11 protein-coding genes and 1 pseudogene are annotated in these 12,587 nt (G+C 70.1%); 5 read left to right on the forward strand and 7 right to left on the reverse strand.

The genetic code is table 11. The annotated features are described in order from the left end of the window. The first annotated feature begins 72 nt into the window (after positions 1 to 72). The gene (locus OG787_RS41115) at positions 73 to 1,500 is read left to right on the forward strand and encodes an RsmB/NOP family class I SAM-dependent RNA methyltransferase (RefSeq protein ID WP_405538689.1); all 1,428 of its coding nucleotides are present in this window, start codon (positions 73 to 75) and stop codon (positions 1,498 to 1,500) included. A gap of 15 nt (positions 1,501 to 1,515) precedes the next feature. On the opposite strand, the gene OG787_RS41120 is transcribed toward OG787_RS41115, so the two are convergent. From OG787_RS41120 to OG787_RS41135, 4 genes are all read right to left on the reverse strand, one after another. Further along, positions 1,516 to 2,418, reverse strand: a complete 903-nt coding sequence (locus OG787_RS41120; RefSeq protein ID WP_405538691.1) for an AraC family transcriptional regulator — start codon at positions 2,416 to 2,418, stop codon at positions 1,516 to 1,518. 137 nt (positions 2,419 to 2,555) lie between these two features. Then, positions 2,556 to 2,936 (reverse strand): hypothetical protein, encoded by a 381-nt coding sequence (locus OG787_RS41125; RefSeq protein WP_405538693.1) that lies wholly within the window; start codon positions 2,934 to 2,936, stop codon positions 2,556 to 2,558. A gap of 3 nt (positions 2,937 to 2,939) precedes the next feature. Then, positions 2,940 to 3,119, reverse strand: a complete 180-nt coding sequence (locus OG787_RS41130) for a hypothetical protein (RefSeq protein WP_405538695.1) — start codon at positions 3,117 to 3,119, stop codon at positions 2,940 to 2,942. Positions 3,120 to 3,286: 167 nt separating this feature from the next. Continuing rightward, complete coding sequence (locus tag OG787_RS41135; RefSeq protein WP_369032048.1) at positions 3,287 to 5,431, reverse strand: MMPL family transporter; 2,145 nt, start codon at positions 5,429 to 5,431, stop codon at positions 3,287 to 3,289. A 134-nt stretch (positions 5,432 to 5,565) separates the two neighbouring features. On the opposite strand from OG787_RS41135, the gene rpe reads away from it, so the two are divergent. After that, positions 5,566 to 6,252, forward strand: a complete 687-nt coding sequence (gene rpe, locus OG787_RS41140; protein ID WP_405538697.1) for a ribulose-phosphate 3-epimerase — start codon at positions 5,566 to 5,568, stop codon at positions 6,250 to 6,252. Between the two features lie 93 nt (positions 6,253 to 6,345). Then, positions 6,346 to 7,389, forward strand: a complete 1,044-nt coding sequence (locus tag OG787_RS41145) for a sugar-binding transcriptional regulator (RefSeq protein WP_369032129.1) — start codon at positions 6,346 to 6,348, stop codon at positions 7,387 to 7,389. Positions 7,390 to 7,471: 82 nt separating this feature from the next. Here OG787_RS41145 and OG787_RS41150 read toward each other — a convergent pair whose 3' ends face one another. Next, positions 7,472 to 8,407, reverse strand: coding sequence for an MMPL family transporter (locus OG787_RS41150; protein WP_405540728.1), 936 nt, complete (start codon positions 8,405 to 8,407; stop codon positions 7,472 to 7,474). Between the two features lie 141 nt (positions 8,408 to 8,548). Then, positions 8,549 to 9,715: pseudogene (locus tag OG787_RS41155) on the reverse strand (MMPL family transporter); the annotation flags it as partial. Between the two features lie 169 nt (positions 9,716 to 9,884). Between OG787_RS41155 and OG787_RS41160 the strand changes: the two are divergent. Then, complete coding sequence (locus OG787_RS41160) at positions 9,885 to 10,301, forward strand: barstar family protein (RefSeq protein WP_369032051.1); 417 nt, start codon at positions 9,885 to 9,887, stop codon at positions 10,299 to 10,301. Positions 10,302 to 10,495: 194 nt separating this feature from the next. Next, positions 10,496 to 11,938 carry a GuaB1 family IMP dehydrogenase-related protein gene (locus OG787_RS41165; RefSeq protein ID WP_369032130.1) on the forward strand — a complete coding sequence of 481 codons (1,443 nt, stop codon included), beginning with the start codon at positions 10,496 to 10,498 and terminating at the stop codon, positions 11,936 to 11,938. A gap of 84 nt (positions 11,939 to 12,022) precedes the next feature. Here OG787_RS41165 and OG787_RS41170 read toward each other — a convergent pair whose 3' ends face one another. Further along, positions 12,023 to 12,433, reverse strand: a complete 411-nt coding sequence (locus OG787_RS41170; protein WP_405538700.1) for a hypothetical protein — start codon at positions 12,431 to 12,433, stop codon at positions 12,023 to 12,025. Positions 12,434 to 12,587: the final 154 nt, after the last annotated feature.

The raw sequence follows: 12,587 nt of genomic DNA on the forward strand, positions 1-12,587 counted from the left end.
GAGATCCGGGCCCGCCCCGCACGACGTACGCTGGAAACCGCACCCTTTTCCCATATCCGGAGCACCTTTTTCGTGAGCGAGCAGCCCCGTCGGCCTCAGAAGTCCGGCAAGCCCGGCAAGCCCTACCGTCGGCCCCAGAAGGACCCCGTCCGCATCCTCGCCTTCGAGGCATTGCGGGCCGTGGACGAGCGGGACGCCTACGCCAACCTGGTGCTGCCGCCACTGCTGCGGGCGGCCCGGGCGAAGGGAGACTTCGACGGGCGGGACGCGGCTCTCGCGACCGAGCTGGTGTACGGGACGCTGCGCCGACAGGGGACGTACGACGCCGTCATCAGCGAGTGCGTCGACCGGCCGCTGCGTGAAGTCGATCCGCCGGTGCTCGATGTGCTGAGCCTCGGGGTGCATCAGCTGCTCGGGACGCGGATCCCGACGCACGCCGCCGTGTCCGCCTCCGTCGAGCTGGCCCGGGTCGTACTCGGCGACGGGCGGGCCAAGTTCGTGAACGCCGTGCTGCGCAAGGTCGCCCAGCACGATCTCGACGGCTGGATCGAGCGGGTCGCGCCGCCCTACGACGAGGATCCCGAGGATCACCTGGCCGTCGTGCACTCGCATCCCCGGTGGGTCGTCTCCGCCCTGTGGGACTCCCTGGGCGGTGGCCGCGCCGGGATCGAGGAACTGCTCGCCGCCGACAACGAGCGGCCCGAGGTCACCCTCGTCGCCCGGCCCGGGCGGTCCACCACCGAGGAACTGCTCCGCGAGGAGGCCGCGGTGCCGGGGCGCTGGTCGCCGTACGCCGTGCGGCTCGCCGAAGGCGGGGAACCCGGGGCCATCGACGCCGTACGGGACGGGCGTGCGGGTGTGCAGGACGAGGGCAGTCAGCTCGTCGCACTTGCCCTGGCCAATGCCCCGATCGACGGGCCCGACCGTGCCTGGCTCGACGGGTGTGCCGGGCCTGGCGGCAAGGCCGCGCTGCTCGCCGCTCTCGCCGCCGAGCGGGGCGCTCTGCTGCTCGCCTCCGAGAAGCAGCCGCACCGGGCCGGGCTGGTCGCGAAGGCGCTGGCCGGCAATCCCGGGCCGTACCAGGTCGTCGTCGGGGACGGGACCCGGCCGCCGTGGCGGGCCGGCAGTTTCGACCGGGTGCTGATGGACGTGCCGTGCACCGGACTAGGGGCGCTGCGCAGAAGGCCCGAGGCGCGCTGGCGTCGGCGGCCCGAGGACCTGGACGGCTTCGCGCCGCTCCAGCGCGCGCTGCTCACCACCGCGCTGGAGTCGGTCCGCGTCGGCGGGGTCGTCGGCTACGCCACCTGCTCACCGCACCTGGCCGAGACCCGGGCCGTCGTCGACGACGTGCTCAAGCAGCACCCGCACGCCGAACTCCTCGATGCCCGGCCCCTGTTGGAGGGCGTGACCGACCTCGGCGACGGTCCCGACGTACAGCTGTGGCCGCATCTGCACGGGACCGACGCCATGTATCTGGCGATCGTCCGCCGGACGGGGTGACCCGGCCGGGCGGGGCTACCGGGGGAGCCGTTCGCGGTAGGCGAGGGGTGATTCGCCGTAGTGGCGTTTGAAGGCGCGGGACAGATAGAGCGGGTCGTTCACGCCGATCCGGGCGGCGATCTCGCCGACGGTCAGCTCGGTGAAGCGAAGCAGGCGCGCGGCCTCCAGCATCACCCGCTCGGTGATCAGCACCCTTGACGGGCTGCCCGTGGCGCGTGACAGCGTGCGCCACAGCGCGCCGGGGGTGACCCCCAACTCGTCGGCGTAGTGGCCGACTTCGTGATGCCGTGTGAAGTCGCGTTCGAGCACCTTCCGGAAGCGCCGGTGGAACACGACGTCGGACTCGTCCTGCCCGTGCTCCTGCGGCCGGTCGTGCTCGTGCCAGCGCTCGACCCACAGGAGCAGGGACAACAGCAGATGGCGGTGCACGTCGGTGCTGCGGATGTCCGTCGGCCGTCGGGTCTCCTCGGCGAGTGCGTGGATCACGGAGCCGACGCGTGCGACGTCCTCCGCGGGTACCTCGATGGCCGGGACGGCGCTCCCCGTGAACAGCCACTTGAGGTTCGCGGAGGAGGCCGGGCCGTCGTGCAGCAGCTCGTCGCCGAAGCAGACGATCGCGCCGGACAGGTTCCGCCCCTGCTCGAAGTGGTGGATCTGGCCGCGTTCGACGAGCATCACCGTGTTCGGGCCGACGACCGAGCGCTCGCCGTCCAGGAGGTGGTGGCCTGTGCCGCTCTCCGTCCAGATCAGCTCGTGGAACGCGTGCCGATGCGGGCTGGGGACCGGACACGCCGTGCAGACGAAGCTGGCGTTCTCGAACTGCGTCACGTGGAGCGTCGGATGGGTCACCGGTATGTGGTCGACCGGCAGTTGGCGGACGTGACGGCCGGAACGGCTGTTGTGGCTGTGCGAAGGCACGGCGGGTACGGCGAGCACTGAGGATACGGCGGACTGCGACTCGGCGGTCAAGACGGGACGCGCCTGCGATCGGCCGTCGGCCGCGGTGGCCGACGGTACGACCACGGTACGGCGCCATGCCCCGGTGCCGACGGGGCTCACTCCGCGAAGACGTACTGCTCGACGACCAGGCCCCTGTCCCGCCGGGCGAAGGTGACCGTCCGCCCGCCGAGGGCCGTGCCGTGGACGGCGCAGCTCCAGCCCTGGTACACACCGGCGGCGCGGCGGAGACCCTCGTCGTCGGGGTTGGTGAGAGTGAGCGAGGGGCGCGCGGTCGGCCGGGGTGTCTCCTCGGCGGACAGCTCCCGCATGAAGAGGATCTCGCGGATGATCTGGCCGCTCCGCCACTGGGCGACGGTCGCCATCCGGACCCCCATGCTGGGGATGCCGCCGATGGTGGCCGTCCAGTCGCCCCGCGCCACATTGGGCCGGTGGGTGACGACGAGGGCGCCGGGGGCCTGCACCTGGAACTGGTGCATGGCCTAGATGTGCGGCTCGACGCCCTCGATGTGGAAGTCCTTCGTGTTCGCCAGCTCCAGCTGGAACCGGCTCCCGTGCCGCAAGGGCGAGGCCGCCGCCGGAGTGGCGAGCGCGGGGACGGCGAGCGCGGGAACGCCGACCGCCGCGGCGCCGATCAGTACCCTGCGAGTGATGTCTGCCATGGCCTTCTCCTGGGTCTCGAACGCGTGTCGAAGGACGAGGAACCGTCCCTCGGCCCTCGCTCTGGCCCCAGCTTCAGCCGGTCGGGTCCGGCCCACCATGGACGAAGATCGCCGATGCATGGACGTTTCCTTCTCGTGCAGTGATCTCGCGGTGCAGAGACATCAAGTCAGGGTCGGTCGGCTTCTGACTCCACAGCCGCATCCGGTGCCGTCGGTGTGCCGTCCTCGTGGGCCAGCCGGTGTGGCCACCACACCTTCGGGCCCACGTCCAGGAACAGGGCCGGGACCAGCACCGACCGGACCACGAACGTGTCCAGGACCACGCCCAGGGCCACCGCGAAGCCGATCTCCGCGAACGCCACCATGGGCAGCGTGCCCAGGGCCGCGAACGTGCCGGCCAGGACCAGGCCCGCCGAGGTGATGACCGAGCCCGTCGTCGACAGGCCCGTCACCACGCCCTTGCGGGTGCCCTGGCGAGCCGCCTCCTCGCGGATACGGGTGGTCAGGAAGATGTTGTAGTCGATGCCCAGCGCCACCAGGAACACGAAGACGAACAGCGGGAAGTCCGTCGACTCGCCCGCGTAGTCGAACAGATGGCGGAAGGCGAGCGCGCTGATGCCCAGCGCCGCCGCGAAGGACAGCACCACCGTGCCGATGAGCAGGAGGGGTGCGATCAGGGCGCGGAGCAGCGCGCACAGGATCAGCAGGACCACCAGCAGGACCAGCGGGATGATCAGGATGTTGTCGTGCGTGGTCGCCTTGTCCATGTCCAGCAGGGCCGCCGTACCTCCGCCCACCTGGGCGTCCGCGTCCGGCACCGCGTGGACGGCGTCCCGGACCCGCTCGACGGTCTGTTTCGCGGCCTCGCTGTCGGCCGGGGCGGTCATCGTGGCCTCGAACAGCACCTTGCCCTCGAAGGCGGGCTTCGTGCCCTCCGGCAGGCCGAGCGAGGTGGGCACCACCCCGCGTGTCTCGGCCACCGCCTGGCCGACCTGCCGGGCCTGTTCCTGGTTGCTGATGATGACGAGCGGATCGCCGCTGCCCGCCGGGAAGTACTGTGCGGACACCTCCTGGCCGACGATCGAGTCCGGCTTGTCGGTGAACGCGTCGGCGTTGCTCAGGCCCTCGGCGCGCAGCTGCATCAGGCCGAACGAGCAGGCGATCAGCGCCGCCGTCGTGACACCCCAGACCATGCGCGGGCGAGGGGTGATGCTCCGGCCTATCCGGGCCCACACGCCGCGCTCGGTCGGATCGGGCGAGCCGTTGTGCGGGATCACCGGCCAGAAGATCCAGCGGCCGCAGATCACCAGCAGCGCGGGGAAGAGCGTGATCATGACCAGCAGGGCCACCGCCACCCCGATCGCCGCCACCGGGCCGAGGCCGCGTGTCGAGTTCATCTCGGCGGCCAGCAGCACCAGCATGCTCAGCACGACCGTGGCGCCGGACGCGATGACGGCCGGGCCCGCGCGGTGCAGGGCAAGCGCCATCGCCTCATGACGGTCCTCGTGCCGGCGCAGCTCCTCCCGGTAGCGGGCGACCAGGAGCAGCGCGTAGTCCGTCCCCGCGCCGAACACGAGCACGGTGAGAATGCCGGCGCTCTGACCGTTCACCGTCAGGCCCGCGTGTTCGGCGAGGAAGTAGATCAGTGCCTGCGCGGTGAACAGGGCCACGACCACACTGAGTAGCGGCACCAGCAGCAGGGTGGGGCTGCGGTAGGTGAGCAGGAGCATGACGACGACCACGCCCATCGCCGCGAGCAGGAGCGTCGAGTCGATGCCCTCGAAGGCCTCCGAGAAGTCCGCCGACGTACCGCCGGGCCCCGTGATGTGCACGGCCAGCCCCGCCGCACCCGTACCGGCGGCGTCCCGGATGGAGTCGACGGCGGGCGCGATCCGCTCCCAGCCCTTCTCGTCCATCGTGATGGGTACGTAGATCTGCGCGGCCCGCGGATCGACGGCCCGGTCGTACACCGGCCCCCGCGTCTCCGCACCCCGGATGCCATGGTCCCGCAGCGTCTCGATCTCCGCCTTGGCCTCGACGATCCGAGCCCGGTCCGCCGCCGTGAGGCCACTCTCCCGCGCGTACACGACCACCGCGGGAATCTGCTCCGGCCTGAAATCCTCGGAGAGATGCAACACCTGGGTCGACTCCGCCGACCCAGGCAGCCAGGAGGCGGCGTCATTGTCCTGGGCGTCGGTGAGCTTCTGAGCGAAGGGCGCAGTCAAAAACAGCACCACGAGCCACAACACCAGCACGAGCCACTTGGCCCGCCGCCCACAGACCAGATAAGCGATCCCACGGTTCCGATTCATCGCAACCTCAGCTGGATTTTCCTAGGGGCGCGGGGAACTGCGCGACAAGCCACAGACCACCCGCAGACTCCACTCAACCCATCCCACGACGGACCCAACCGCACAACCCCCGGAGGGCATGGCAGGCTTGGGGCATGGCCGCGCAGATCAACCCAAGTATCCTGTCCGCCGACTTCGCCCGACTCGCCGACGAGGCGAGGGCGGTGGAAGGCGCCGACTGGCTTCATGTCGATGTGATGGACAACCATTTCGTACCGAACCTCACGCTCGGTGTGCCGGTCGTAGAGTCCCTGGCGCGGGCGACGGACACTCCGCTGGACTGCCACCTGATGATCGAGGACCCCGATCGATGGGCGCCGCAGTACGTGGAAGCGGGGGCGGGTTCCGTCACCTTCCATGTCGAGGCCGCCGCCGCTCCGGTACGGCTCGCCCGTGAGATCCGGGCCAAGGGTGCCCGGGCCTCCATGGCCCTCAAGCCCGCTACCCCGATCGAGCCGTACGAGGACCTGCTCCCCGAACTCGACATGCTGCTGATCATGACGGTCGAGCCGGGTTTCGGCGGCCAGGCGTTTCTCGACATCATGCTCCCCAAGATTCGCCGGACCCGCGAGTTGATCAGCAAGCACGGTCTTGAGCTGTGGCTCCAGGTCGACGGCGGAGTCTCCACCGCCACCATCGAGCGCTGCGCCGAGGCCGGCGCGGACGTCTTCGTCGCCGGATCGGCCGTGTACGGGGCCGCGGACCCCGCCGAGGCGGTACGTGCACTACGCACCCAGGCACAGACGGCGACCGCCGGTGCGAGCTGGGCGTGCGACCACTGAGCCAAGGGAACGTGAACGACGTACTTCTGGGCAGATCATGCACTCGGGATCTGCAAGGATGAACGGCGAATCCAGAATGTGAACAGCAGCGAAGTGAAGAGCAGTGAGGAGATCGCCGTGTCGGGTATGTCGGCGGGCCGGTCAGCCATGCGGATGGGACCCGCTGAGCTGGTGCAGGCGGCGGCCATGGCCCGCCGCTTCTACCTAGAGGGCAAGTCCAAGATCCAGATCGCCGAGGAGTTCGGCGTCAGCCGCTTCAAGGTGGCCCGGGTCCTGGAGACCGCCCTCGAACGGGATCTGGTGCGGATCGAGATCCGTGTCCCCGCCGAACTGGACGCGGAGCGCTCGGACGCGTTGCGCGCCCGGTACGGCCTCAGGCACGCGGTCGTCGTCGAGTCCCCGGCAGATGCCGAGGAGTCGCCCGATCCCGAGAACCTCGGTGAAGTGGCCGCCGATCTGCTCGGCGAACTGGTGAACGAAGGCGATGTGCTCGGCCTCGCCTGGGGCCGGTCCACCATCCACATGGCGGCGGCGCTCGACCGGCTGCCGCCCTGCACGGTGGTGCAGCTGACGGGTGTGTACGACGCCGGAACCGCCGAGCGCGGCTCCGTCGAGGCGGTCCGCCGTGCCGCTCAGGTGTCCGGCGGGGACGCCCACCCCATCTACGCCCCGATGCTGCTGCCCGACGCGGCCACTGCCGCCGCGCTGCGCAGCCAGACCGGGATCGCCCGGGCCTTCGAGTACTTCGACAAGGTCACGGTCGCGTGTGTCTCCATCGGCTCCTGGGAGGCCGGTATCTCGACGGTGCACGACATGCTCAGCGACGAGGAGCGCGGCCACTACGCGTCCCTCGGCGTGGCCGCAGAGATGTCCGCGCACCTCTTCGACGCCGAGGGGCGCCGGGTCGGGCGGGACCTGGGGGAGCGGTGCATCACGGTCAAGACCGACCAGCTCCGCCGGGTTCCCGAGGTCGTCGCCATCGCGGGCGGGCAGCGCAAGGCTCCCGCGATCGACGCGGTGCTGCGTTCCGGGCTGGTCACCAGCCTGGTGACGGACACCTCGGCCGCGGACTATCTGCTGACGGCGGGCCCGACGCCGAAGCCGTCGCTCAACAGGGCGGACCCGGACGGGATCTGACGATCAGGTGACCTGACGATCCGGTGCCCGGGTTCCCTTCGCGGAGCCCGGGCACCGCTCTGTTCAGTCCCAGGGGGCGCTTTCAGTCGCGCTCCTCGCCCTCCGGGTCCACGTGCGGCAGTATCCGGTCGAGCCAGCCGGGGGTCCACCAGGCGTGTCTGCCCAGCAGCGTCATGACCGCCGGCACCAGCAGCAGACGTACGACCGTCGCGTCGATCAGCACACTCACGGCGAGCCCCAGGCCGAGCATCTTCACCACGACGTTGTCGCTGACGATGAACGCGGCGAAGACGCTCACCATGATCAGGGCGGCGCAGGTGATCACCCGGGCGGTGATCTCCAGGGCGTGGGCGACGGAGGCCTTTGCGTTGCCGGTGCGCAGCCAGGCCTCGTGGACTCTGGAGAGCAGGAAGATCTCGTAGTCCATGCTGAGCCCGAAGATGATCGCGAACATCATCATCGGCACATAGCTCTCGATGGGCACCTTGCCGTTCACACCCAGCGCGGGCCCGCCCCAGCCCCACTGGAAGACGGCCACGACGACGCCGTACGAGGCCGCGATCGACAGGACGTTGAGCGCGGCTGCTTTCAGCGCCACCAGCAGGCCCCGGAAGACGGTCAGGATGATCAGGAAGGCGAGGGCGACGACCACGCCGATGATCAGCGGGAGGCGGCTCGCGACGATGTCACGGAAGTCGACCTGGGCGGCGGTCGTGCCGGTGACGTAGCCGTGCGCCGCCGTTCCGGAGACGGCCTCGGGCAGGGTCGTGTCGACGAGGCGGTTGGTCAGGTCGGTGGTGGTCTCGCTCTGCGGCGACTCCTTGGAGTAGACCGTGCCGACCAGGACGTCGCCGTCCTTCGTCGCGGTGAGCGGAGTCGTGGTCGCTGCGCCCGGTACGTCCGTCAGTGCCTTGCCCGCCTTCGAGGCGAGGTCGGAGCGCTGGTCGGAGGGCACCTTCGTCTGGTCGATGACGATCGTCAGCGGGCCGTTGGAGCCGGGCCCGAACGACTGCGCCATGATGTCGTACGCCCGCCGGTCCGTGAACGACTTCGGGTCGGCGCCGTCGCCGATGTGGCCGAGCTGGATGGACAGCACCGGGATCGCGAGGACCAGCACGGTCACGACTCCGCCGGCCAGGAACCACCAGGGGCGCCGTTCGACGCGCTGCGCGTAGCGGTGCCAGGTGCCGTGTCCCTCGACGTCGTCGGTGGCGGCCTCGGCGATCGGGCGCCGTACCCGGTAGCGATCGATACGGCGGCCGATGAGCCCCAGCAGTGCCGGGACCAGGGTCAGGGCGCCCGCGACCGCGGAGACCACCGTCACGGCGGCGGCCACGCCCAGCAGGCCGATGAAGGACACCCCGGAGACGGACAGCCCGGCCAGCGCGACGATCACCGTGCACCCGGAGACCAGGACGGCCCGCCCGCTGGTGGCGGTGGCCCGGCCCGCCGCCCGTACCGGATCGTCGCCGTTCATCAGGTTCTGCCGGTGCCGGGTGATCAGGAACAGCGCGTAGTCGATGCCCACGCCGAGGCCGATCATCGTGGCCAGCGTGGGGGAGACCGTGGCGAAGGTGAACGCCGAGGCGAGCAGCCCGAGGCAGGCGAGGCCCCCGATCACACTCATCAGCGCGGTCAGCAGGGGGAGGCCGGCGGCGAGCACACTGCCGAAGCCGACCAGCAGGACGACGATCGCCACCGCGAACCCGATCAGCTCACTCACCCGGTCGTCGGCGGCGGGCCTGGCCAGCTCGCCCAGCGGACCGCCGTACTCGACCTGCACTCCGGCCGACCGCAGCGACTGCACCGACTTGTCGACACCGTCGAGGTAGTCGTCCTGGAGGGTGGAGGGCTGGACGTCGAAACGGATGGTGATGTAGCCGGTCTTCGCGTCGCTGGACAGCGGGCCGACGGTCTGCTTGCTGGTGCTGGGCTGTGATCCCGGCGGTGGCAGCGGGTTCTGGACGGACAGGACGTGCGGGAGTTTCTGGAGGTCGGTGACCGTCTGGGACATCTGCGAGGAGTAGGAGGTCAGCGGTTTGGACGTGTCCCGCAGCACGATCTGGCTGCCGTATCCGCCGGCCGCCGGATCGTGCTTCTTCAGTACGTCCAGGCCCTCCTGCGACTGGACCCCGGACAGCGAGAAGTTGTCGGAGTAGTCACCGCCGAAGGAACGGTTGAGCACCTGGAGCGCGGCGAGCACCACCAGCCAGGCCACGATGACGATCACGAAGTGCCGGGCACACCACTCGCCCAGTCGGCGCAGCCGTCCACGGGTGTCCTTACGGTTCCCCGATGCTGCTGGCATTTCTGTCGGCGATGACATGCGCGGCTCCCGCCGGAGACAGGCTGGTCACTCTCATTGAACGACCAGCCGATCAAGGTGTCCTGTTGGGAGGCCGCCGCCCGGCTTGTCGTTGTCATGTGGCGGGGCGTGCGATCTACTACAGCGATGATCACTCCGACCCTTCGCGACCCGTCATGGCGGTACTGAGATGACCGACCATCCGCTGGTTCCGGTGCTCGCTGGCAGCGCGCCCGCCGGTGTCCTGTCCTGGCCCGCCGCCCTGCCGGCCGAGGGCGCGCTCGAAGCCGCCCGCGAGGCCGGCTGGGAGACCGCCGACCTCGACCTCGCCGACGTCACGGACAAGGCCGGGCTGATGACCGCCTGCGCCACCGCGCTGCGGTTCCCGGACTGGTTCGGCGCGAACTGGGACGCCCTCGCGGACTGCCTCGGCGACCTGGCGTGGTGGCCCGCGACCCGCGGCCGGCTCGTCCTCGTCCGGAACTGGCAGGCGTACGCGGCGGCCCGGCCCGAGGAGTGGACGACGCTCCAGGAGATCTTCGCCGACGCCGCCGCGACCTGGCGGGAGACGGAGACGGGGCTGGCGGTGGTGATGGTGCTCGGCTGAACAAGCCCTCGGCGGGATGACCCCTTGGTGGGACGACCTGACCCCTTGGTGGGATGGCACGAGCGGTCCCACGAGCCGTCTGGACGATCCGACCAGGCGGTTTCAGGTCACCGGCATGGGACAATGAGGTACGTGCTCTTCCCCCTGGCTGTCCTGTCCGGGGGCCACCTCTGATCGACCGGGATGTGCAGCACGTGCGTTTCCTCAACGACATCCAGCCCCCCTACGACCTGACGTACGACGACGTGTTCATGGTCCCGAGCCGCTCCTCCGTAGGCTCCCGGCAGGGTGTGGACCTCAGCTCCCCGGACGGTTCGGGTACGACGATCCCGCTGGTCGTCGCCAACATGACCGCCATCGCGGGGCGCCGGATGGCCGAGACGGTCGCACGGCGCGGCGGGCTCGTCGTCATCCCGCAGGACATCCCGATCGAGGTCGTCACCGACGTCATCTCCTGGGTGAAGAGCCGTCACCTCGTGCTGGACACGCCGATCGTGCTGGCCCCCCACCAGACCGTCGCCGACGCCCTCGCCCTGCTGCCCAAGCGGGCGCACAACGCGGGTGTCGTCGTCGATGCCGAGCAGCGGCCGGTCGGTGTGGTCACCGACACCGACCTGTCCGGTGTGGACCGCTTCACCCAGCTCTCCGAGGTCATGTCGAAGGACCTGCTGCTCCTCGACGCCGACATCGACCCGCGCGAGGCCTTCAACCGCCTCGACGCCGCCAACCGCCGGTACGCGCCCGCCGTCGACGCCGACGGCAAGCTCGCCGGAATCCTCACCCGCAAGGGCGCTCTGCGTGCCACCCTCTACACACCGGCCACGGATGCGAACGGGCGTCTGCGGATCGCCGCCGCCGTCGGCATCAACGGTGATGTGGCCGGAAAGGCGCAGCAGCTGCTCGACGCGGGCGTCGACACCCTCGTCATCGACACCGCGCACGGCCACCAGGAGTCGATGCTCAGCGCCATCAAGCTGGTCCGTGACCTCGACCCGCACGTCCCGATCGCGGCCGGCAACATCGTCGCCGCCGAGGGCGTCCAGGACCTGATCGAGGCGGGCGCCGACATCATCAAGGTCGGCGTCGGACCGGGCGCCATGTGCACCACCCGGATGATGACGGGCGTGGGCCGCCCGCAGTTCTCGGCGGTCCTGGAGTGCGCGGCCGAGGCGAAGAAGTACGGCAAGCACGTCTGGGCGGACGGCGGTGTACGCCACCCCCGTGACGTCGCGATGGCGCTGGCCGCCGGTGCGTCCAACGTCATGGTCGGCTCCTGGTTCGCGGGGACGTACGAGTCCCCGGGCGACCTCCAGCACGACGCCCAGGGGCGCGCGTACAAGGAGTCGTTCGGCATGGCGTCCGCGCGTGCGGTGCGCAACCGTACGTCGGAGGAGTCGGCGTACGACCGGGCCCGCAAGGCGCTGTTCGAGGAGGGCATCTCGACGTCCCGGATGTTCCTCGACCCGGCCCGGCCGGGCGTCGAGGACCTGATCGACTCGATCATCGCGGGCGTCCGCTCCTCCTGCACCTACGCCGGCGCCAACTCCCTTGAGGAGTTCGCCCAGAAGGCCATCGTCGGCATCCAGAGCGCGGCCGGCTACGCGGAGGGCAAGCCGCTCCACGCCAGCTGGAGCTGAGCCGACTCCCTCGCCCACGGCCCCTGTTGTCCACCCCCGTCGGACAACAGAGGCCGTTCGCGGCGGCGTTCCCGCGCCGTCGATCTAGGAGTCGCAGGATCCGGGGTAGTAGCTGTACCCGTCGAGGTAGAGAAGGCTGACGCCGAGTGCCTCCTCGTAGCCCACGGCCCATGACGACTGCCAGGGGTCGCTCCCGTCCACATGGAAGGTCATGACGTCTCCCTGGGTGATGACGTGTCCGGCGAAGCCGCTGGTCGTGTTCCTCGCCTCGACTGCGCCCTCCGAGGTGAAGACGTACGTCCAGTGGCCGTCCGGGGTGTCGTTCGCACCGCCGCACCAGACGCCCACCACGCTGTCGGGAACGGACCACTCCATCAGGGGCTCGGCGGCCTGCGTGGTCTCCACGGTTGTTTTCAGGGCGGTTTCCAGGGTGGTGTCCGCGGTGTTCTCCGGTGAGGAGCAACCACTGGTCGCCACAAGGGTCAGGCCCAGCATCAAGGCACCGAAGAACCTGGATGCCGGGACCGGCACAGAAAGTCGCACGATCCCCCCTACAGATCGGAACCGCCCTGTTCGGCGCGGTTTTCGTCTGCTCCGCACGCTACGGAGGAACGGCTGCGGGCACCCCGGTGAAAACCCGGGGGTTCAG

This window comes from Streptomyces sp. NBC_00075, assembly GCF_045041225.1.
GTDB classification, from domain to species: Bacteria; Actinomycetota; Actinomycetes; order Streptomycetales; family Streptomycetaceae; genus Streptomyces; species Streptomyces adonidis.

Bases quoted from the DNA above. Each gene is read 5' to 3' on its own strand.
- OG787_RS41135 (WP_369032048.1), bottom strand. From the start codon at position 5,431: ATGAATCGGAACCGTGGGATCGCTTATCTGGTCTGTGGGCGGCGGGCC.
- OG787_RS41160 (WP_369032051.1), top strand. From the start codon at position 9,885: ATGACCGACCATCCGCTGGTTCCGGTGCTCGCTGGCAGCGCGCCCGCC.
- OG787_RS41130 (WP_405538695.1), bottom strand. From the start codon at position 3,119: ATGGCAGACATCACTCGCAGGGTACTGATCGGCGCCGCGGCGGTCGGC.
- OG787_RS41170 (WP_405538700.1), bottom strand. From the start codon at position 12,433: ATGCTGGGCCTGACCCTTGTGGCGACCAGTGGTTGCTCCTCACCGGAG.
- rpe (WP_405538697.1), top strand. From the start codon at position 5,566: ATGGCCGCGCAGATCAACCCAAGTATCCTGTCCGCCGACTTCGCCCGA.
- OG787_RS41125 (WP_405538693.1), bottom strand. From the start codon at position 2,936: ATGCACCAGTTCCAGGTGCAGGCCCCCGGCGCCCTCGTCGTCACCCAC.
- OG787_RS41150 (WP_405540728.1), bottom strand. From the start codon at position 8,407: ATGGCGCAGTCGTTCGGGCCCGGCTCCAACGGCCCGCTGACGATCGTC.